This window comes from Serratia sp. LSHTC3 (assembly GCF_057197125.1).
In genome coordinates this window covers 1-20,322 of record NZ_JBXUNP010000008.1, presented here as the reverse complement: position 1 = coordinate 20,322, position 20,322 = coordinate 1, and the positions used below count along the sequence as shown (strand labels likewise).

The window sequence follows — 20,322 nt, the reverse complement described above, 5'->3', positions numbered from 1 at the left end:
GTTCTCCGAATGCTTAGACCTGTAGCCAGAATGTCACCGGACCATCGTTGACCAGCGCCACCTGCATGTCGGCGGCGAACTCGCCGGTCTGGGTCTCTACGCCGCGTTCGCGGCACTGGCCAACAAAATATTGATACAACCGATCGGCTTCCTGCGGCGCGGCGCCGCGCGAGAAGCTGGGCCGCATGCCTTTCTGGGTGTCCGCCGCCAGGGTGAACTGCGAAACGACCAGCACGCTGCCCCCGGCCTGCTGGACGTTGAGGTTCATCTTGTCGTTCTCGTCGCCGAAAATGCGGTATCCCAACACGCGTTCGCACAGGCGCTGCGCTTTTTGCTCGTTATCGCCCTGCTCCACGCCCAATAACACTAACAAACCGGGGCCAATTTTGCCTACCGTCTCGCCACCCACCGTGACGCTGGCGTTTAACACCCGTTGAATCAACGCAATCATTCCTGCTGCCCTTCTGCTTTTGGTTCCTGTTGCTCCGCCTTCTGCCGGCGGTAGTCGCGATATTCGCCGATGGTCACGGTGATTTCCGCGCCAAGTAACACGATACACCAGCTCCAGTAGACCCACAGGAATAAAATCGGGATCACCGCCAGCACGCCGTAAATCAGCTGATAGGAAGGGAACATGGTGACGTACAGCGCGAATCCCTTCTTGCCCAGCTCGAACAGCAATCCGGCCACCACCGCGCCAATCAGCGCGTCTTTGGGCGGCACGCGCACCGTCGGCACGATGCAATACAGCAGCCAGAAGGAGATGCACGACAAAATCAACGGGAAGATGCGCAGCACCTGATCCACCAGGCCATTGACGCCGGTCTGCGCCAGCCAGTTGAGCGACAGCAGGTAAGAACTGATGGCCATGCTGGCGCCCACCAGCAGCGGCCCCAGCGTCAGCACCATCCAGTACACGGCGAAGGAGAAGACGATCGGCCGTTTGTTCTTGCTGCGCCAGATGGTGTTCAGCACGCTGTCCACCGAGGAAATCAGCAACAGCGCAGTGACGATCAGCCCGCAGGTGCCGACGGCGGTCATCTTGTTGGAATTGGCGACGAACTGTTCCAGGTAGTTCTGGATCACGTTGCCGGCGGCCGGCACGAAATTGGAAAAGATAAAGCTCTTCAGCTGCTCGCTGATGTCGGAAAACATCGGGAAAGCCGCGAACAGCGCGAACACCACGGTGACCAGCGGCACCAGCGACAGCAGGGAAACATAGGCGAGATGGCCCGCCAACATCGTCAGGCCATCATGATCGATACGCTGGTACAGCAGCCGTCCGAAGGTGACGCCGGGCTTAATCGCAGAGGGCAGCTTCTTGCGGCGGAAAAACGACATGGTCACTCCTTGATGTCCGTTGATACGCCTTAAGCTTAACGCGCCCTGCGCTCATTGAGCAAAATAGGCCGGCACCACGTCGCGATCGGTGACGTGCACCGTCTTGATCCCCAGCGCCTGCGCGGCGAGGACGTTCGCCGGGTGATCGTCGAAGAACACCGCGTCGGCGGCGGCGGTGTTTTCCGCGGCCAGCACATGTTGATAGATATCGGCCTCCGGCTTGCGCATGCCGAGATCTTGCGACAAATAGAGATGATCGGCAGCGGCGGCCACTTCAGGATAGTGCTGCGGCCAGTAGTTGCAGTGCAGACGGTTGGTGTTCGACAGCACCACCACCCGGTGGCCTTCGTTGCGCAGGCGCTGCATGATGTCGATCACTTCCGGGCGCAGCGCGACAAATACCGCCTGCCAGCCGGTGGCGAATTGTTCGAAGCTGAGCGCAATGCCCATTTCATCGCACAGCTTGCCGGCGAAGTCTTCATCGCTGATTTCACCACGCTCATGTTGCTGGAACACCTCACCCATGGCGAAACGATCGGACAGCACCGCCAACGGCGTGCCGCTCAAATTGCTCCACACGCCCAGCACACGCTTGAAATCGATATCGACGATCACATTACCTAAATCAAAGATATACAGCATAGTCCTCTCCTGATGGGCCGGTGAGATTTCACTGTAGCGGGAAAAGGAACAGCTGAACAGGGAGCGAACGGAAAAGCGCATAGCGCGCCGCACAAACGGGGAACAACAGAGGAAAAAACTCAGGGCGCGAGAACCGCGCCCTAAGCATGAGACACTCAATCAGCGATTAAGCGTCTTTAGGACCGCGGCTGGCACGCTTACGATCGTTTTCCGTCAGGTGACGCTTACGGATACGGATCGAGGTTGGCGTCACTTCTACCAGTTCGTCGTCATCGATGAACTCCAGAGCTTGCTCCAGGGTCATTTTGATGGCCGGAACCAGGGTAGTCGCTTCGTCAGTACCGGAAGCACGCATGTTGGTCAGCTTCTTACCGGTCAGGCAGTTTACGGTCAGGTCGTTGGAACGTGAGTGAATACCGATGATCTGGCCTTCATACACTTCCGCACCGTGGCCCAGGAACAGCTTGCCGCGATCCTGCAGGCCGAACAGCGCGAACGCGACCGCTTTGCCCTGGCCGTTGGAGATCAGCACGCCGTTCTGACGCTGGCCCACTTCGCCCGGACGCACGTCGTCGTAGTGGCTGAAGGTGGAGTACAGCAGGCCGGTACCCGAAGTCATGGTCATGAATTCGTTACGGAAGCCGATCAGACCGCGGCTTGGGATCACGTAGTCGAGACGCACGCGGCCCTTACCGTCCGGATCCATGTTTTTCAGGTCGGCTTTACGCTCACCCATCGCCTGCATCACGGAACCCTGATGCTGCTCTTCGATATCCAGCGTTACGTTCTCGAATGGCTCCTGCTTGCGGCCATCGATTTCGCGGAAGATAACTTTCGGACGGGAAACCGCCAGCTCGAAACCTTCACGGCGCATGTTTTCGATCAGCACCGACAGGTGCAGCTCGCCACGACCGGATACGCGGAAGGCGTCCGCATCGTCGGTTTCTTCAACGCGCAGCGCCACGTTGTGCACCAGCTCTTTGTTCAGACGGTCAAGGATCTGACGCGACGTCACGTACTTACCTTCTTTACCGCAGAACGGCGAGGTGTTGACGTTGAAGAACATGGTTACGGTCGGTTCGTCGACGGACAGCGCCGGCAGCGCTTCTACGGCGTTGGTGTCGCAGATGGTGTCGGAGATGTTCAGCTCGCCCAGGCCGGTGATGGCGATGATGTCGCCCGCTTCCGCCAGGGTGCTGTCGATACGCTCCAGACCCAGGTGACCCAACACTTTACCCACTTTACCGTTGCGAGTTTTGCCTTCGCTGTCGATGATGGTGACCTGCTGGTTCGGCTTCACTTTACCGCGCTTGATGCGGCCGATGCCGATAACGCCCAGGTAGTTGTTGTAGTCCAACTGGGAGATCTGCATCTGGAATGGCGCTTCCAGCTCAACCTGCGGCGCAGACACGTGGTCGACGATCGCCTGATACAGCGGGGTCATGTCTTCCGCCATGTCGTTGTGGTCGACACCGGCGATGCCGTTCAGCGCAGAAGCGTAGATGATCGGGAAGTCGAGCTGCTCGTCGGTCGCGTCGAGGTTCACGAACAGGTCGAACACCTGATCCACAACCCAGTCAGGGCGCGCGCCAGGGCGGTCAACCTTGTTGATGACCACGATCGGCTTCAGACCGTTGGCGAAAGCCTTCTTGGTCACGAAGCGGGTTTGCGGCATAGGGCCATCCATTGCATCCACAACCAGCAGCACCGAGTCAACCATCGACATCACGCGCTCTACCTCACCGCCGAAGTCGGCGTGTCCAGGGGTATCCACGATGTTGATACGGTAACCGTTCCAATTAATGGCGGTGTTTTTTGCGAGGATGGTAATCCCACGCTCTTTCTCCAAATCGTTGGAGTCCATTACGCGTTCGGTGGCTTCCGCACGCTCTCCGAAAGTACCGGATTGTTGCAGCAGCTTATCAACCAGGGTGGTTTTACCATGGTCAACGTGGGCAATAATGGCGATGTTACGCAAATTTTCGATCACAGCTTTGCCTCGGGCATTAGAAATAGCGCGCTATTGTACACGTATTAAGCGAGGGACTAAACAAGATCACAACCATCTCTTATAAACAACCGCGTACCGGTCAGTTTGTGATCCCTTTCACGGTGCAAAAAGCCGCAATCGTTGCACTTTTGCACCATTTCAGTGCCCACGCCCACCCCAATTGCACCATTTCGGTGCAATTTATCACTGATGGTGCATACTGTGGTTGGGTAAAACCCGCGCAGAAAGGCGATGAAAGCCTTTTTTAAAAGTTGGCACGCTTTTCGCTTTAGTCTTTTCAAGGCGAAAAAAAGCCAGTTCCACAGATTCGTTCCACGACGACGACAATGATAAACCGGGAGAGTTAAGTATGTCCGCTGAACACGTTTTGACGATGCTGAATGAGCATGAAGTGAAATTCGTAGACCTGCGTTTCACTGACACCAAGGGTAAGGAACAGCACGTGACTATCCCGGCTCACCAGGTAAACGCCGACTTCTTCGAAGAAGGTAAAATGTTTGACGGCTCCTCTATCGGTGGTTGGAAGGGCATCAACGAATCTGACATGGTGCTGATGCCGGACGCCAGCACGGCGGTTCTGGATCCGTTCTTCGAAGAACCTACGCTGATCATTCGCTGTGACATTCTCGAGCCGGGCACCATGCAAGGCTACGATCGCGACCCGCGCTCCATCTCCAAACGCGCCGAAGACTTCCTGCGCTCCTCCGGCATCGCGGACACCGTGCTGTTCGGGCCAGAGCCTGAGTTCTTCCTGTTCGACGACATCCGCTTCGGCAGCAGCATCCGCGGTTCCCACGTGGCCATCGACGACATCGAAGGCGCCTGGAACTCCGGCACAAAATACGACGGCGGCAACAAAGGCCACCGTCCGGCGGTGAAAGGCGGTTACTTCCCGGTTCCACCGGTCGACTCTTCGCAGGATCTGCGTTCCACCATGTGTCTGACCATGGAAGAGATGGGCCTGGTGGTTGAAGCGCACCACCACGAAGTGGCGACCGCCGGTCAGAACGAAGTGGCGACCCGCTTCAACACCATGACCAAGAAAGCCGACGAAATTCAGATCTACAAGTACGTGGTGCACAACGTGGCGCACGCCTTCGGTAAAACCGCGACCTTCATGCCGAAACCCATGTTCGGCGACAACGGTTCCGGCATGCACTGCCACATGTCGCTGTCCAAGAACGGCACCAACCTGTTCGCCGGCGACAAATACGGCGGCCTGTCTGAAACCGCACTGTTCTACATCGGCGGTATCATCAAGCACGCCAAGGCGATCAACGCGCTGGCCAACCCGACCACCAACTCGTACAAACGTCTGGTGCCAGGCTACGAAGCGCCGGTGATGCTGGCTTACTCCGCCCGTAACCGCTCCGCGTCTATCCGCATCCCGGTGGTCGCCAGCCCGAAAGCGCGCCGCATCGAAGCCCGCTTCCCGGATCCGGCGGCTAACCCATACCTGTGCTTCGCCGCACTGCTGATGGCCGGCCTGGACGGCATCATCAACAAGATCCACCCTGGCGATGCCATGGACAAGAACCTGTACGACCTGCCGCCGGAAGAAGAAGCCGAGATCCCAAAAGTGGCCGGCTCGCTGGACGAGGCGATGGCCGCACTGAACGAAGACCGCGAGTTCCTGACCCGCGGCGGCGTGTTCACCGACGATGCGATCGATGCCTACATCGAACTGCGCAAAGAAGAGATGGACCGCATTCGCATGACGCCACACCCGGTCGAGTTCGAACTGTACTACAGCGTCTAAGCCCTACCCGCGCCGTCCGCCCTGGCGGACGGCGCCCACAATTTTTGTTATCGCTTTTTTGTTGCCGTGGAAACTTTCAGCCCATCTTCGGATGGGTTTTTTTCTCCACCGTATTTTCTGCAAAACTATTCCATACCGCGTCGATCCCGGATGGAGTAGGATAGATGCACTAAAAAGGTGCAGGAGTCTGCTGTATGGCAACTGGCAAGCTGCCCGATGCTGGGCAGATCCTCAATTCACTCATCAACAGCATCCTGCTGTTGGATGACTCACTGGCGGTTCACTACGCCAACCCTGCGGCACAGCAGCTGCTGGCGCAAAGCTCCCGCAAGCTGTTCGGCACGCCGCTGCCCGATCTGCTCGGCTATTTTTCGCTGAACGTCTCTCTGATGCATGAAAGTCTGCGCGCCGGTCAGGGCTTCACCGACAACGAAGTGACCCTGGTGGTCGATGGCCGCGCGCATATTCTTTCCCTGACCGCTCAGGCGCTGCCGGAAGGCTATATCCTGGTCGAGCTGGCGCCGATGGACAATCAACGCCGCCTGAGCCAGGAACAGCTGCAGCATGCCCAACAGGTGGCCGCCCGCGATCTGGTGCGCGGTTTGGCGCACGAGATTAAAAACCCGCTGGGCGGCCTGCGGGGCGCGGCGCAGCTGCTGGCCAAAGCGCTGCCCGATCCGGCGCTGACCGAATACACCAAGGTGATCATTGAGCAGGCCGATCGGCTGCGCAATCTGGTGGATCGCCTGCTCGGACCGCAGCGGCCCGGCCAGCACATCACCCAGAGCATTCATCAGGTCGCGGAGCGCGTCTGCCAGCTGGTGTCGCTGGAAATGCCGGATAACGTCACGCTGGTGCGCGACTACGATCCCAGCCTGCCGGAAATGGCCCACGACCCGGATCAGATAGAACAGGTGCTGCTGAACATCACCCGCAATGCGCTGCAGGCGCTGGGTGAGGCGGGCGGCACCATCACGCTGCGCACCCGCACCGCGTTTCAGATTACGTTGCACGGCACCCGCTACCGCCTGGCGGCGCGCATCGATGTCGAAGACGACGGCCCCGGCGTGCCGGCGCAGCTGCAGGACACGCTGTTCTACCCGATGGTCAGCGGCCGTGAAGGCGGTACCGGCCTGGGATTATCCATCGCCCGCAATCTGATCGATCAGCATTGCGGAAAAATTGAGTTCAACAGTTGGCCAGGTCATACCGAATTCTCGGTCTACCTGCCCATTCGTCAGTGAGGTTTGCAATGCAACGAGGGATAGTCTGGATCGTCGATGACGATAGCTCCATCCGCTGGGTGCTTGAGCGCGCGCTCACCGGCGCGGGCCTGAGCTGCGCCACCTTCGAAGGCGGCAATGACGTGCTGGAAGCCTTGGCCACGCAAACCCCCGACGTGCTGCTGTCCGATATCCGCATGCCGGGCATTGATGGTCTGGCGCTGCTCAAGCAGATCAAACAGCGCCACCCGATGCTGCCGGTGATCATCATGACCGCGCATTCGGATTTGGACGCCGCCGTCAGCGCCTATCAACAAGGGGCCTTCGACTACCTGCCGAAGCCGTTCGACATCGACGAAGCGGTGGCGCTGGTCGAGCGCGCCATCAGCCATTATCAGGAACAGCAGCAGCCGGTGCGCAGCCAGCCGGCCAGCGATCCGGCGGCGGACATCATCGGCGAAGCGCCGGCGATGCAGGACGTGTTTCGCATCATCGGCCGGCTCTCGCGTTCGTCGATCAGCGTGCTGATCAACGGCGAATCCGGCACCGGTAAAGAGCTGGTGGCACATGCGCTGCACCGCCACAGCCCGCGCGCCAAATCACCGTTCATCGCCCTGAATATGGCCGCTATTCCCAAGGATCTGATCGAGTCCGAGCTGTTCGGCCACGAGAAAGGCGCCTTCACCGGCGCTAACCAAATCCGTCAGGGGCGCTTTGAACAGGCCGACGGCGGCACGCTGTTCCTCGACGAGATCGGCGATATGCCGCTCGACGTGCAAACGCGCCTGCTGCGGGTGCTGGCGGACGGCCAGTTCTACCGGGTCGGCGGCTATGCGCCGGTGAAGGTCGACGTACGCATCATCGCCGCCACGCACCAGAACCTGGAGCTGCGGGTACAAGAAGGCAAGTTCCGCGAGGATCTGTTCCACCGCCTGAACGTGATCCGCGTACACCTGCCGCCGCTGCGCGAGCGCCGGGAAGACATCCCGCGGCTGGCGCGCCACTTCCTGCAGATCGCCGCCAAGGAGCTGGGCGTCGAGGCCAAGAACCTGCATCCGGAAACCGAAACCGCGCTGACCCGCCTGCCCTGGCCGGGCAACGTGCGCCAGCTGGAGAACACCTGCCGCTGGCTGACGGTGATGGCCGCCGGGCAAGAGGTGCTGATTCAGGATCTGCCGGGCGAACTGTTCGAAACCGCCGCGCCGGAAAGCCCCAGCCACAGTCTGCCGGACAGCTGGGCCACGCTGCTGGCGCAGTGGGCCGATCGCGCGCTGCGTTCCGGTCATCAAAATCTGCTGTCGGAAGCGCAGCCGGAAATGGAGCGCACGCTGCTCACCACCGCCCTGCGCCACACCCAAGGGCACAAACAGGAAGCCGCGCGCCTGCTGGGCTGGGGGCGCAATACCCTCACCCGCAAGCTTAAAGAGCTGGGCATGGAATAGGAACGGGGTGGATGATGAAAAACGCAGTCCGGCGCACAAAAAAACGCCAACCACAGACTTTACAGCCGGCGCGGGCGCAGTATGATCGTGTCGCACACTCTGGAGGTTGACGATGCTGGACTCATTCATCGTATTCATTTCTCAGGGCGCGGAGCTGGGCTCCGCCGCCAGCCACACCCCGCAGGCGGCGGTCGCCGCGGTGTTGTGCGCCGCGCTGATTAACTTCTTCAGTTAAAAAAACAGCCGCATCAGCGGCTGTTTTTTCATCCTCAGATCACCCGAGAGAACTGCTGGCTGCGCGCCTGTTGCCGCAGATAGCGGTCGAAGCACATGCAAATATTGCGGATCAGCAAGCGCCCGCGCGGCGTGACGCGAATGCCCTGCTCGTCGCGCTCCACCAGCCCATCGCGTTCAAACGGCGCCAGCAGTTGCAGGTCTTCGGCGAAGTAAGCGGTGAAATCGATGCCGTATTGCCGTTCGAGCGGCTGATACGCCAACCGGAAGTTGCAGATCAGGGTTTTGATCAGATCGCGCCGCAGACAATCGTCGTCCGTCAGCGCCAGCCCGCGCCACAGGGCGTTGCCCTGCGCCGGTACGCTCTCATAGTAATGCTTCAGCTCTTTCTGATTCTGCGCATAGCTGTCGCCGAGCATGCTGATGGCCGACACGCCCAACCCCAGCAGATCGCTGTCGCCCTGGGTGGTGTAGCCCTGGAAATTGCGGTGCAGCTTGCCTTCGCGTTGCGCAATCGCCAGCTCATCGTCCGGGCGTGCAAAGTGATCCATACCGATGAACTGATAGCCGGCGTCAGTCAGGAACGCGATGCTCTGCTGCAGGATATCCAGCTTCTGCTGCGCGCTGGGCAGATCGGCGTCTTTGATTTTGCGCTGGGCGGCGAATAAATTCGGCATATGCGCGTAGTTGAACACGCTGAGGCGATCGGGATTCAGTTCAGCCACCCGCTGCAGGGTGAAGGCGAAACTTTCCGGCGTCTGTTTCGGCAGGCCGTAGATCAGATCGATATTGGTCGAGCGGAAGCCCAGCGCTTTGGCCCGCTCGATCAGGGCGAAAATGAAGGCTTCATCCTGCTCGCGGTTGACCAACTGCTGCACCTGCTTGTTGAAATCCTGCACCCCCATGCTCAAACGGTTAAAGCCTTCGGCGCGTAAATGATCGAGCACATCCAGCGCTATCTCGCGCGGATCGACTTCGATCGACATCTCCGCATCGGGCAGAAAATCAAAATGTTCGCGCAGCACCGCCACCAGCCGGCTGATTTGCGCTTTATCCAGATAGGTTGGCGTACCGCCGCCCCAGTGCATCTGACCGACCTTGCGGCCGGCGAACAGCGGCGCACGGCTGGCGATCTCTTGCGCCAAGACATTCAGGTATTCGTCGGCCTTGTGCGTCTGACGCGTCACCAGTTTGTTGCAGCCGCAGAAGTAGCACAGCTTATGGCAGAAAGGGATATGCACATACAGCGACAGCGGCCGCTCAGGGTAGCGCGCCGCGGCGCGTTGAAACGCCGCTTCGTCGTAGCGCTGGTTAAATTCCAGCGCCGTGGGGTATGAGGTATAACGCGGCCCTGAGTAGTTATATTTTTGGATCAGGGCCAAATCCCAGACAATCGTCTGCTCTGACATGCTCACTCCTTCCGATATCTTTTTCTACCGGGCCGGGAGAGGGGCGGTTGTCTGCGCTGTCTGGCCACGGAAGCGCTGCGAAAACGCGCTTTGCGCTTAGACAGCCCCCATAGTTTACCGAATAACCACAGCAGATAACACATCAAGAGTAGGGCTATTGTCGGGATCAGCCACATGGCGCGTTAAAAGGCGTCCTTCGGGTTGCCGCCTTTCAGCAGCTTCAGAATATCTTCCTGCTTCTCTTCTTCTTCCTCGTCGTCTTCATCGCCCAGCTCGATGCCCAGCACGTCCATCAGCACATCGATACGATCCAGCGTCTTGTCGACATACGCCTGCTCTTGCGCGTTCAGCGCTTCGCCATCGTCGATGCGATCCAGCAGCGCGTTCAGGCGTTCGTCATTTTCCAGCTTCGCCAGCTCTTCTTCCGGCGACAGGCGCGGTTTCGCTTCGGCCTTTGGCTTCGGCTGCGGTTTGGCCTTCACTTTGGTTTCGTCGACCACCAGCGCAACCGGCACTTTACTGCCGATACGCGGATCTTTGGCTTCCGCCGCCGATTTGTTTTTTTGGCTGCCGGACTCAACCTGGGTGCGTGAACCGGAAGCGTGGCCGCGGCGCTTTTTCAGGCGTTTGCGCTCGCGCGCTTCCTGATCGAGCTCCATACGGCTTTTCTTTTTCGTTTTTGACTTCGCCGCGCTGCCGCGAGGTGCTTTTGATGGCTGGTTCATAGCGTGTGCTCTTAGGTATGTAGATTCAGTATAGAATTGCGGCGGAATCTAGCAGAAAGCGGACAAAGAAAAAAGGCGGCAGGTTAAACCTGCCGCCTATTTCGCACCTTCTTGCGAAGGGTATTCCTGTTACGCGCTCCTTGCGTACATGCAACATCCCGGTTTTTCCTTCTGCTATAACCGCATTCCCTGCCACTACGTCCTTCATCCTGAAAGGAAAATCGTCCATGGCGCAATCCTTTCGCATCCGCTCTTCCCGAGCGCGCTTCCTGCGGGCATCCAAACTGCCGATACTTCACCATCCGATGTGCCTGCCGCCTATTCCGGTGCGAAAGGGTCACTTCCTTTTGCGTTCATCCTGGCACTCATTGCACGCCCTGTGCATTCCCTGAGATTTGTCATCCTTCCCGGATGTTCCCTAATCCTGCGCAACCCTGCGTTAACGAGTACTTTACGTTATTGTTGCGAAGGCTCAAGGCACCTGACGCCGATTTGACTGACATTTTCACACAACGAAAAAATAATATGTTGTTTTTAAAATAAAAACATAAATATCACTTTCGAATAAAGCGACATTACCCGCGATTCGAATGGCAAATGTCTCACAACGTACGGTCGGCTTAACTGTTGTTTTATCGCGCCCCGCCGCTTAAAAACGGAGAAACACGCCATTTTTACCGCTGATGCAGTTATAATCGCCAACCAGTTAGCCATCCTCACGGAGACGAAAAATTTTGACCAGCAAGAACTACAACTATCATGTGACCCATTTCGTCACCAGCGCACCCGATATTCGCCATCTTCCGGGGGATGCAGGAATTGAAGTCGCCTTTGCCGGCCGTTCCAACGCCGGTAAATCCAGCGCGCTGAATACGCTGACCAACCAAAAAAGCCTGGCGCGCACCAGTAAGACGCCGGGGCGCACCCAGCTGATCAACCTGTTCGAAGTGGAAGACGGCATTCGTCTGGTCGACCTGCCGGGTTATGGCTACGCCGAAGTGCCGGAAGAAATGAAGCGCAAATGGCAACGCGCGCTGGGCGAATACCTGCAGATGCGCAACAGCCTGAAAGGGCTGGTGGTGCTGATGGATATCCGCCATCCGCTGAAAGATCTCGACCAGCAGATGATCCAGTGGGCGGTCGACGTCGGCACGCCGGTGCTGGTGTTGCTGACCAAGGCCGACAAGCTGGCCTCCGGCGCACGCAAGGCGCAGCTCAACATGGTGCGTGAAGCGGTGCTGCCGTTTATGGGAGATATCCAGGTCGAAGCCTTCTCATCGCTGAAAAAGATCGGCGTCGACAAGCTGCGCCAAAAGCTGGACACCTGGTTTAACGAGATCCCGCCGGAAGTGCTGCCGGAAGAGGACATCGGCGAATAAGCCCTGATCGCACGCTTGAGCCGATGCCTAGCCGCATCGGCTTTTTTATGCCCGCAGATCGGCCGCAGGCGGGATTTTTTGTTATCTAATTACACTTTTGAAATAAAGCCATCATAAAGACTTATTGCCAAAACGGGCTTGTCTCGCCGAATTACGCGGATTGAGGGAGCGGAAGCTGAAATGAAAAGCGGGGCCGAGCGATAGGAAAAACGTATGGTTTGCTGCTGTTTTTACAATAAAAAACGCCCCAGTCAATACTGACTGGGGCGGCTAAATATTCAGCCAAATCCGATTACGTGAAGTAAAAGGTCTGAAAGATAGAACATCTTACCTCTGTACCCTACGCCTGTAACTCTACATCATTTTTTCGCAGGGAAAAAGAATTTTTTGTAGTTTACTTACACAATTTGCGGCGCAAGAACGGCGAAGTTGGGGAAACTATCGCCGCATCTTGTAGCTTAATTACGAAAAGTGCTTAGCTTCTCGCCAGTTAGCGCATACGGCGATAACCCGGCGATCAGTGCGCTTCATCCCAGTTCATGCCGACGCCCACATCGACCTTCAGCGGCACCGCCAGAGCCATACTGCCTTCCATCAGTTGGCGGATGCGCTGGCTGGCTTCTTCGATCACCGATTCATGCACCTCGAACACCAATTCATCGTGCACCTGCATGATCGCGCGCACCAACGGCTTCTCCTGCCCTTGCAGCCAGGCGTCGACCTCGATCATCGCACGCTTGATGATATCGGCTGCCGTGCCCTGCATCGGGGCGTTGATGGCGGCGCGCTCGGCCGCCTTGCGGCGCATGGCGTTGCTGGAGCGGACGTCCGGCAGATACAGACGGCGGCCGTCCAGCGTGCTGACATAGCCCTGCTCGGAAGCCTGCTGACGGGTGCGCTCCATGTAATCCAGCACGCCCGGGTAACGCTCAAAGTAGAGATCCATATAGCGCTGGGCTTCCCCACGCGGGATCCCCAACTGACGCGCCAGGCCGAAGGCGCTCATGCCGTAAATCAAACCGAAGTTAATCGCCTTGGCGCTGCGGCGCTGCTCGCCGGTCACTTTATCCAACGGCACGCCGAAAACTTCCGACGCCGTGGCGCGGTGAATGTCTTTCCCTTCGGCGAAGGCCTTCAGCAGCCCCTCATCCTGTGACAGATGCGCCATGATGCGCAGCTCGATCTGCGAGTAGTCGGCCGCAACGATGCGGTAGCCTTCCGGCGCAATAAAGGCCTGGCGAATGCGCCGCCCTTCTTCGTTGCGCACCGGGATATTCTGCAGGTTCGGATCGCTCGAGGAGAGGCGGCCGGTGGCGGTCACCGCCTGATGGTACGAGGTATGCACCCGGCCGCTGACCGGATTGATCATCAACGGCAGCTTGTCGGTATAGGTAGTCTTCAGTTTCGCCAGGCCGCGGTATTCCAGGATCACCTTCGGCAGCGGGTAGTCCAGCGCCAGCTCGGCCAGCACCTCTTCGTTGGTGGACGGCGCCCCGCCCGGGGTTTTCTTCAGCACCGGCAGCTTTTGTTTTTCGTACAGGATCGCCTGCAGCTGCTTGGTCGACGCCAGGTTGAACGGCTCTTCCGCCAGCTCGTGGGCCTGCGCCTCCAACTCTGCCAGACGCTTGGCCAACTCCTGGGAGTGGGCCGACAAAATGGCCGGATCGATCAGCACCCCGGTGCGTTCGATATGCGACAGCACCGGCAGCAGCGGCATTTCAATCTCATTGAATACCGTCAGCAGTTCCGCGCTCTGTTTCAGCTGCGGCCACATCGCCAGGTGCAGCTGCAGCGTGACATCGGCATCTTCGGCGGCGTAAGGCGCCGCCTGCTCCAGCGCGATCTGATTGAACGTCAGCTGGTTTTTGCCCTTGCCGGCGATCTCTTCGAAGGTGATGGTTTTGTGGCCCAGATAACGATCGGCCAGGCTGTCCATATCGTGACGGCCGCCGACGCTGTCCAGCACATAGGACTCCAACATGGTGTCGTAGGCGATGCCGCGCATCTCGATGCCGTAGCGCGCCAGCAGGCTCATGTCGAACTTCAGGTTTTGCCCGACCTTGAGCGCCTTCTCGTCTTCCAGCAGCGGCTTGAGCGCCTCCAGCACATAAGCGCGATCCAGCTGCGCCGGCGCATCCAGGTAATCGTGCGCCACCGGCAAATAGGCCGCTTCGCCCGGCGCGATCGCGAAGGACAGGCCGATCAGGTTGGCGGTCAGGGTATCCAGACCGTCGGTTTCGGTATCGAAGGCAAACACGTCGGCCTTTTTCAGCCGCGCCAGCCAGTCGGTAAAGGTCGCTTCATCCAGGATAGTGACATACCCGTCCTGGGACAGCTTGGCTTCCGCCAAGGCTTTCGGCGCTTCCACGGCGGCTGCCGGTTTGGCGGCGCCGGCAGCTTTCGCGCCCGCGCCTTTCTTGTTTTCCAGCCAGACGCCGGCTTCCACGTCCGCCAGCCAGCGTTTGAACTCGTACTGTTTGAACAGCTGTTGCAGCGTATCGACATCCGGCTCAGATACCGTCAGGTCCGCGCAGGTCAGATCCAGTTCGACGTCGGTTTTGATCGTCGCCAGCTTATAGGAGAGGTACGCGACCTCTTTGTTCTGCTCCAGCTTGGCCGCCATGGTTTTGGCGCCGCGGAAGCTCAGCGTGGCGATGTTCTCCAGATTGCCGTACAGCGCATCCAGCCCGCCGATCCCCTGCAGCAACGCCTGGGCGGTTTTCTCGCCCACGCCCGGTACGCCGGGAATGTTGTCCGATGAATCGCCCATCAGCGCCAGGAAGTCGATGATCAACTCCGGCGGAATGCCGTACTTGTCGCACACTTCCTGCGGGCCGAGGATCGTGTTGTTCATGGTGTTGATCAGGGTGACGTTCGGCGTCACCAGCTGCGCCATATCTTTGTCGCCGGTGCTGATCAGCACCGCATGGCCGGCCTTTTCGGCCTCCAGCGCCAGCGTACCGATAACGTCGTCCGCCTCAACGCCGGGTGTCACCAGCAGCGGCAGGCCCATTGCCTTGACCATGCTGTGCAGCGGCTCGATCTGCGCGCGCAGATCGTCCGGCATCGGCGGCCGGTGTGATTTGTATTCAGCGAAGAGATCATCGCGGAAGGTTTTCCCTTTGGCATCAAACACCACGGCAACGTGGCTCGGTTGATACTGCAGCAGCAGGCTGCGCAGCATATTCAGCACGCCGTACATCGCGCCGGTCGGCTCGCCCGCCGAGTTGGTCAGCGGCGGGAAGGCGTGATAAGCGCGGTAGAGGTAGGAGGAACCGTCAACCAGGATTAGTGGGTTTTCTGCAATCTGGGCCATAGCGTTTCTTTATCGTGATCGGACATAGAGGTAAGCATGCCATAGCTGGCCGCCGGAGACGAACCTTAGCGTGCATTGCGGACGAAAATGATGTGATTGTGTGCGAGGATCCGCAAGATCTTACCTGTGGATAACTTTGTGCATAGAAAAGAGACCGAATTATAACGCTGCGATTATCGTTATAACGGCGAATAAAATTCCTATTTAAATCACCGCGTTAAAAGAACGAATTCCGGCGACGCTTTATTACTGGCATTTATTGAATTTGTGGATATAACTTTCGCCGGATTTTAATCGCACTATTAATCAAATTCGGCGCCTCAATTACCATAGCACAAGCTGGACAAGTTGCACGAAAACTCAGCAAATGGTTATCCATCGAGACGAAAAACAGTGATTTTTAGCGGCGCTTTACCCCGGCGATTTCTGTTAAAATGCGTTTTTGTTCATGCGCTTTGGCATGCAACGATGTTCCCAACAACCGTCAGCCCATAATCATGCCAAGATTGTTAACGCCTGTTATCTTTATCATTTCCGTCATACTTACCATTCTGGTGACGGTGTTGTGCTCCATCCCCATCACGCTGGCCGGCATCGTGAAACTCCTGGTGCCCATTCCCGCCGTCTGGCGATATATCTCGGCTTTCGCCGATTTCATGATGTGGTGTTGGTGCCAAGGGCTGGCGCTGTTATTGCGCATTAACGGGCAATTGCGTTGGGATATTGAAGGGCTGGAAGGGTTGGATCGCAAAAACTGGTATCTGCTGATCAGCAACCACGAAAGCTGGTCGGACATTGTCGTGTTATGCGTGCTGTTCAGAAATCATATTCCAATGAATAAGTATTTCCTCAAGCAACAGCTCGCCTGGGTGCCTTTTGTCGGCCTGGCCTGCTGGGCGCTGGATATGCCATTCATGAAGCGTTATTCCCGCGCCTATTTGCTCAAGCATCCGGAAAAGCGCGGCAAGGATATCGAAACGACGCGCCGTTCCTGCGAAAAATTCCGCCAGCGTCCAACCACCATCGTCAATTTCGTCGAGGGTTCGCGCTTCACTGAAGCCAAGAAAATTAAAAGCAATTCGCCGTATCGCAATTTGCTGGCGCCTAAAGCCGCCGGCATCGCGTTTACGCTCAGCGCGCTGGGCAATCAGTTCGACAAAGTGTTGAACGTTACTCTGCTCTATCCGGAAAATAACCAGCGGCCTTTTATGGATATGCTGTGTGGGCGGCTGACGCGTATCGTGGTGAGAATAGAGACGCTGCCGATCGATGAAACCCTGCACGGCGACTACTTCAACGACAAACAGTTCAAGCGGCGCTTCCAGCTGTGGCTGAATACGCTGTGGCAGGAAAAAGACCGGTTGCTGGATAAATTGAAGCGGCAATACGGATAAAAAAACGCCGGCGATGCCGGCGTTTTTCATATTGAATCAGGCTTATTTCTGCTGGCTGAGGAATTTAACCACATCGGCGAACTGCTTCACGTAAGCGTCCATCGAGCTGGTGTCCAGGCCATCGTTTTTAACCATGTATTTGCCGTTGACGAATACCGCCGGCACGCCGCGCAGCTGCAGATCTTCTGCGGCTTTCTCCTGTTGAACCACCAGAGATTTCACCACGAAGCTGTTCCAGGCCGCGTCATAATCTGCAGCGGTCACGCCCGCTTTCACGAAGACGTTGCGGATATCGTCCGGCGTTTGCACGGTCTGGGTTTTCTGCACCGCTTCAAACATCAGCGGGCTCACCTTGTCTTCCACGCCCAGCGCCATCGCCACCGCCCACGCCTGAGTCAGCTGTTTGCCCAACGGCCCCAGGAACTCCACGTGGTACTTGGTCATTTTGGTGCCGGCAGGCAGCGCTTTCTTTACGTTCTCAGACACATGATAGACCTGCTCGAACTGGTAGCAGTGCGGGCAGTAGAAGGAGAAGAACTCCAACACCTGCGGCTCGCCGGTCACCGGTTTGTCCAGAGTCACATACTGAGCGCCATCGCTAAACTGTGCCGCCGAGGCGCTGAATGCCATCACCATGCCAACGAGCGCCAACCATATTTTTTTCATAAGACTAAACTCTCCATTGTGTTAAAGCTTCAATACATTGGCGTCAGCTGCAGAGGGGGCTCCTGCAACAGCTTAACCTGTTCGGTGAAGGCCGCAGTCTGAGACAACCAGAAATCAGACTCCGCCATCCACGGAAAACTCTTAGGGAAGGCCGGATCCTGCCAGCGGCGAGCGACCCAGGCCAGGTAATACACCATGCGCATCGCCCGCAGTGGTTCAATCAACGCCAGCTCGCGCTGATCGAACTCGGCAAATTCGCTATACGCCTCCAGCAAGACATCCAGCTGCATCAGTTGATCGCGACGTTCGCCGTGCAGCAACATCCACAGATCCTGCACTGCCGGGCCGTTGCGCGCGTCATCAAGATCGACGAACAGCGGGCCATCGCGCCACAGAATATTGCCCGGATGGCAATCACCGTGCAAACGGCGCGGCTGCCAGTTCAGATGCCAGTGCGACTTGATCGCCGCAATCAGATTATCCGTCGCCTGCAGGAACGCGTCACGCTGCGTTGCCGGTAGCAGCTCGCAATCGGCCAGCACCTGACGCGGGGCGGTGAGGTACTCTTCAATCCCCATCGTTGGCCGCTCAGCGAACAAACGCTCACCGCCGACCTGGTGGATACGCCCCAGAAAACGGCCCACCCATTCCAACTGATCCAGATTGTCTATCTCGTATTGCCGGCCCCCCACGCTGGGGAACAGGGCAAAGAAAAAGCCGCCGTGCGTATGCAGCGTAGCGCCTTGCAGCGCCAACGGCGCCACCGCCGGGATCTCTGCGCCGGCCAGATCCAGAGCGAACTGATGTTCCTCACCGATCTGTGCGGCGCTCCAGCGCTCCGGGCGGTAAAACTTCACCACGTAGCGCCGGCGATCTTCGTCCATAAACTGATAGACGCGGTTCTCGTAACTGTTCAGTGCCGTCAGGCCGGAATCGACGCGCAGGCCAACTCCTTCTAGCGCGTCCATAATCAAATCGGGCGACAGGGTTTCGAAATTAAAAGCAGAGTTATTCATAACGTTCGTTTGATCGCTGACAGCACGGTGCCGGGAATGAGAAATAGTAGCATTAATGGCGCATTTCACGCGCTATGCTTTCTCGCACCGCACGAGGATCAGTCCTTGATAACGCCGCGAGCGCGCAGCAGCGCCGTTTTAAAATCTTCTTCGTAATCTTTCTTCAGACCCGGGATCTGATCCGTGCCGGCGCTACCGCGCATTTTCAGGTGATAAATGAGAATATCGTCGCTCAGTTCGGACAACTCGCCCTGGAAGCCCGCTTCCTTCGCCAGCTTTTGCAAAAACTGCATCAAATTGAGATCGGGATCTTCCTGCCAGGCCGGGTGCAACAGCTCGATCAACTCGTTTACGCGATGCGTTTTCATCTCAATATCGTCCAATAGCATGAATAAACTCACAAAGTAACAGGCTTACCCACACAGTGAAAGAACCGGCTTGTCAATAAAGGTAAATCCTGATGTCACGCCTGCTTTAGCGCTACAATCAGCCCATCGACAAGGCGGGATAAACGAGATGCATAAAGAAATCAGCGGCGTCATTTTGGCCGGTGGACGGGCCACGCGTATGGGCGGTGAAGACAAAGGCCTGGTGTCGATTGGTGGTATCGCACTCTATCAACACATATTGGCTCGGTTACGGCCGCAGGTGGCTTCCATCGTCATCAGCGCCAATCGCAATCAGGCATGTTACCAGGCGAGCGGTTTGCCGGTGATTGGCGATCTGACGCCCGATTTCGCCGGGCCGTTGGCCGGTATGCTGGCCGGACTCAAGCAATCTTCCAACGAATGGGTGGCCTTCGTCCCTTGTGACGTCCCCGACTTTCCCGCTGACTTAGTGGCACAACTCTGGCGGCAAAAAGGCGCTGCGCCGGCTGCCTTTGCCAGCGATGGCGAACGTGATCACCCTACGCTGGCGTTACTGCATACCCAAATAGCGCCGCAGCTGGCCGACTATCTGGCGCGCGGTGAACGCAAGCTGATGCTGTTCTTGCATCAGATTAACGCACAACGCGTGGTGTTCAGCGGACAACAAGCGGCATTTCATAACCTGAATACGCCGGAAGACTGCCGACATTGGCAGCAAACACGAGAGTTAAAGAAATGAATCGTTCATTGCCCCCCTTGCTGGCCATCGGCGCCTACAGCGGTACGGGAAAAACCACCCTGCTCAAACAGCTGATCCCGTTGCTGAAACAGCGTCAGGTAAGGATTGGACTGATCAAACATACGCATCACGATATGGATGTGGATACGCCAGGTAAGGACAGCTATGAGCTGCGTAAAGCGGGCGCCGATCAGACGCTGGTCGCCAGCGATCGCCGCTGGACATTAATGACCGAAACGCCGGAGCAACAACCTTTGGATCTACGCTACCTGGCAGAGCGTTTTGATGCCGATAAGATCGATTTGATTCTTGTTGAAGGGTTTAAACATGAGCCGGTCAGCAAAATCCTGCTTTATCGGGCCGAGATCGGCAAACCGTTGGAAGACATGTTGGATCAGTTTGTCGTGGCGGTTGCCAGCGACCGACCACTATCCATTTCAGCTAAGCAGCTGGATCTCAATCAACCGGAAAGCATCGCCGACTTTATTGTCGAGTGGTTGAAAGGCGCAGCGTAGCTGCGCTTTTTTACGTTTTACGCACAGCAAAAAGCCCTGAACGTCAGTTCAGGGCTTTCGGCTTTGTTTGATGCCTGGCAGTGTCCTACTCTCGCATGGGGAGACCCCACACTACCATCGGCGCTACGGCGTTTCACTTCTGA

19 protein-coding genes are annotated in these 20,322 nt (G+C 57.6%); 8 read left to right on the top strand and 11 right to left on the bottom strand.

Features of this window, described 5'->3' with window-relative positions; genetic code table 11:
• Nucleotides 1-13: 13 nt before the first annotated feature.
• The 4 genes from dtd to typA form a co-directional block, all read right to left on the bottom strand.
• On the bottom strand, nt 14-451 hold the full coding sequence (gene dtd, locus AC2CGI_RS22255) for a D-aminoacyl-tRNA deacylase (RefSeq protein WP_025304712.1): 438 nt from the start codon (nt 449-451) through the stop codon (nt 14-16).
• Nucleotides 448-1,341 carry a virulence factor BrkB family protein gene (locus tag AC2CGI_RS22250; protein ID WP_021504485.1) on the bottom strand — a complete coding sequence of 298 codons (894 nt, stop codon included), beginning with the start codon at nt 1,339-1,341 and terminating at the stop codon, nt 448-450. Before AC2CGI_RS22250 ends, dtd begins: the two co-directional genes overlap by 4 nt.
• Nucleotides 1,342-1,392: 51 nt before the next feature.
• Complete coding sequence (yihX, locus tag AC2CGI_RS22245; RefSeq protein ID WP_004931242.1) at nt 1,393-1,983, bottom strand: glucose-1-phosphatase; 591 nt, start codon at nt 1,981-1,983, stop codon at nt 1,393-1,395.
• Between the two features lie 166 nt (nt 1,984-2,149).
• Nucleotides 2,150-3,973: a ribosome-dependent GTPase TypA gene (typA, locus tag AC2CGI_RS22240; RefSeq protein ID WP_046897371.1), complete on the bottom strand. Its 1,824-nt coding sequence runs from the start codon at nt 3,971-3,973 to the stop codon at nt 2,150-2,152.
• Nucleotides 3,974-4,343: 370 nt separating this feature from the next.
• On the opposite strand from typA, the gene glnA reads away from it, so the two are divergent.
• From glnA to AC2CGI_RS22220, 4 genes are all read left to right on the top strand, one after another.
• Entirely contained in the window at nt 4,344-5,753 is a 1,410-nt protein-coding gene (gene glnA, locus AC2CGI_RS22235) for a glutamate--ammonia ligase (protein WP_004931244.1), read from the top strand.
• A 194-nt stretch (nt 5,754-5,947) separates the two neighbouring features.
• Nucleotides 5,948-6,997 (top strand): nitrogen regulation protein NR(II), encoded by a 1,050-nt coding sequence (gene glnL / locus AC2CGI_RS22230; RefSeq protein ID WP_046897370.1) that lies wholly within the window; start codon nt 5,948-5,950, stop codon nt 6,995-6,997.
• Between the two features lie 8 nt (nt 6,998-7,005).
• Nucleotides 7,006-8,418, top strand: a complete 1,413-nt coding sequence (glnG, locus tag AC2CGI_RS22225) for a nitrogen regulation protein NR(I) (RefSeq protein ID WP_015379452.1) — start codon at nt 7,006-7,008, stop codon at nt 8,416-8,418.
• 112 nt (nt 8,419-8,530) lie between these two features.
• Nucleotides 8,531-8,653, top strand: coding sequence for a YshB family small membrane protein (locus tag AC2CGI_RS22220; RefSeq protein ID WP_015379453.1), 123 nt, complete (start codon nt 8,531-8,533; stop codon nt 8,651-8,653).
• Between the two features lie 34 nt (nt 8,654-8,687).
• Here AC2CGI_RS22220 and hemN read toward each other — a convergent pair whose 3' ends face one another.
• Together hemN and yihI are read right to left on the bottom strand one after the other, a co-directional pair.
• Nucleotides 8,688-10,061, bottom strand: coding sequence for an oxygen-independent coproporphyrinogen III oxidase (gene hemN, locus AC2CGI_RS22215; protein WP_076740158.1), 1,374 nt, complete (start codon nt 10,059-10,061; stop codon nt 8,688-8,690).
• A 182-nt stretch (nt 10,062-10,243) separates the two neighbouring features.
• Nucleotides 10,244-10,786 carry a Der GTPase-activating protein YihI gene (gene yihI, locus AC2CGI_RS22210; protein ID WP_076740156.1) on the bottom strand — a complete coding sequence of 181 codons (543 nt, stop codon included), beginning with the start codon at nt 10,784-10,786 and terminating at the stop codon, nt 10,244-10,246.
• A 734-nt stretch (nt 10,787-11,520) separates the two neighbouring features.
• On the opposite strand from yihI, the gene yihA reads away from it, so the two are divergent.
• Nucleotides 11,521-12,165: a ribosome biogenesis GTP-binding protein YihA/YsxC gene (gene yihA, locus AC2CGI_RS22205; protein ID WP_004931258.1), complete on the top strand. Its 645-nt coding sequence runs from the start codon at nt 11,521-11,523 to the stop codon at nt 12,163-12,165.
• Nucleotides 12,166-12,443: 278 nt separating this feature from the next.
• Here the strand turns inward: yihA and spfP are convergent, their stop codons facing one another.
• Together spfP and polA are read right to left on the bottom strand one after the other, a co-directional pair.
• The gene (gene spfP / locus AC2CGI_RS22200; protein WP_071892919.1) at nt 12,444-12,491 is read right to left on the bottom strand and encodes a small protein SpfP; all 48 of its coding nucleotides are present in this window, start codon (nt 12,489-12,491) and stop codon (nt 12,444-12,446) included.
• Between the two features lie 191 nt (nt 12,492-12,682).
• Nucleotides 12,683-15,481: a DNA polymerase I gene (gene polA / locus AC2CGI_RS22195; RefSeq protein ID WP_021504486.1), complete on the bottom strand. Its 2,799-nt coding sequence runs from the start codon at nt 15,479-15,481 to the stop codon at nt 12,683-12,685.
• A 497-nt stretch (nt 15,482-15,978) separates the two neighbouring features.
• On the opposite strand from polA, the gene AC2CGI_RS22190 reads away from it, so the two are divergent.
• Nucleotides 15,979-16,875 (top strand): acyltransferase, encoded by an 897-nt coding sequence (locus AC2CGI_RS22190; RefSeq protein WP_015379457.1) that lies wholly within the window; start codon nt 15,979-15,981, stop codon nt 16,873-16,875.
• Between the two features lie 42 nt (nt 16,876-16,917).
• Here the strand turns inward: AC2CGI_RS22190 and dsbA are convergent, their stop codons facing one another.
• The 3 genes from dsbA to AC2CGI_RS22175 form a co-directional block, all read right to left on the bottom strand.
• A complete protein-coding gene (gene dsbA, locus AC2CGI_RS22185) occupies nt 16,918-17,541 on the bottom strand; it encodes a thiol:disulfide interchange protein DsbA (protein WP_004931264.1) in 624 nt (207 codons plus the stop codon).
• Between the two features lie 29 nt (nt 17,542-17,570).
• On the bottom strand, nt 17,571-18,557 hold the full coding sequence (locus AC2CGI_RS22180) for a serine/threonine protein kinase (RefSeq protein ID WP_033631372.1): 987 nt from the start codon (nt 18,555-18,557) through the stop codon (nt 17,571-17,573).
• 98 nt (nt 18,558-18,655) lie between these two features.
• Nucleotides 18,656-18,925: a YihD family protein gene (locus tag AC2CGI_RS22175; protein ID WP_004931268.1), complete on the bottom strand. Its 270-nt coding sequence runs from the start codon at nt 18,923-18,925 to the stop codon at nt 18,656-18,658.
• A 148-nt stretch (nt 18,926-19,073) separates the two neighbouring features.
• Here AC2CGI_RS22175 and mobA point away from each other — a divergent pair, with 148 nt between their 5' ends.
• Nucleotides 19,074-19,664, top strand: a complete 591-nt coding sequence (gene mobA / locus AC2CGI_RS22170; RefSeq protein ID WP_049240864.1) for a molybdenum cofactor guanylyltransferase MobA — start codon at nt 19,074-19,076, stop codon at nt 19,662-19,664.
• A complete protein-coding gene (gene mobB / locus AC2CGI_RS22165) occupies nt 19,661-20,179 on the top strand; it encodes a molybdopterin-guanine dinucleotide biosynthesis protein MobB (RefSeq protein ID WP_484593971.1) in 519 nt (172 codons plus the stop codon). The genes mobA and mobB overlap by 4 nt, the downstream gene beginning before the upstream one ends.
• Nucleotides 20,180-20,322 lie beyond the last annotated feature (143 nt).

Excerpts from the sequence above, each read along its gene's own strand:
- hemN (WP_076740158.1), bottom strand. The coding sequence starts at position 10,061 with ATGTCAGAGCAGACGATTGTCTGGGATTTGGCCCTGATCCAAAAATAT.
- glnG (WP_015379452.1), top strand. The coding sequence starts at position 7,006 with ATGCAACGAGGGATAGTCTGGATCGTCGATGACGATAGCTCCATCCGC.
- dsbA (WP_004931264.1), bottom strand. The coding sequence starts at position 17,541 with ATGAAAAAAATATGGTTGGCGCTCGTTGGCATGGTGATGGCATTCAGC.
- polA (WP_021504486.1), bottom strand. The coding sequence starts at position 15,481 with ATGGCCCAGATTGCAGAAAACCCACTAATCCTGGTTGACGGTTCCTCC.
- AC2CGI_RS22250 (WP_021504485.1), bottom strand. The coding sequence starts at position 1,341 with ATGTCGTTTTTCCGCCGCAAGAAGCTGCCCTCTGCGATTAAGCCCGGC.
- yihI (WP_076740156.1), bottom strand. The coding sequence starts at position 10,786 with ATGAACCAGCCATCAAAAGCACCTCGCGGCAGCGCGGCGAAGTCAAAA.
- mobB (WP_484593971.1), top strand. The coding sequence starts at position 19,661 with ATGAATCGTTCATTGCCCCCCTTGCTGGCCATCGGCGCCTACAGCGGT.
- yihX (WP_004931242.1), bottom strand. The coding sequence starts at position 1,983 with ATGCTGTATATCTTTGATTTAGGTAATGTGATCGTCGATATCGATTTC.
- AC2CGI_RS22220 (WP_015379453.1), top strand. The coding sequence starts at position 8,531 with ATGCTGGACTCATTCATCGTATTCATTTCTCAGGGCGCGGAGCTGGGC.
- dtd (WP_025304712.1), bottom strand. The coding sequence starts at position 451 with ATGATTGCGTTGATTCAACGGGTGTTAAACGCCAGCGTCACGGTGGGT.
- AC2CGI_RS22180 (WP_033631372.1), bottom strand. The coding sequence starts at position 18,557 with ATGAATAACTCTGCTTTTAATTTCGAAACCCTGTCGCCCGATTTGATT.
- mobA (WP_049240864.1), top strand. The coding sequence starts at position 19,074 with ATGCATAAAGAAATCAGCGGCGTCATTTTGGCCGGTGGACGGGCCACG.
- AC2CGI_RS22175 (WP_004931268.1), bottom strand. The coding sequence starts at position 18,925 with ATGAAAACGCATCGCGTAAACGAGTTGATCGAGCTGTTGCACCCGGCC.
- AC2CGI_RS22190 (WP_015379457.1), top strand. The coding sequence starts at position 15,979 with ATGCCAAGATTGTTAACGCCTGTTATCTTTATCATTTCCGTCATACTT.
- glnA (WP_004931244.1), top strand. The coding sequence starts at position 4,344 with ATGTCCGCTGAACACGTTTTGACGATGCTGAATGAGCATGAAGTGAAA.
- glnL (WP_046897370.1), top strand. The coding sequence starts at position 5,948 with ATGGCAACTGGCAAGCTGCCCGATGCTGGGCAGATCCTCAATTCACTC.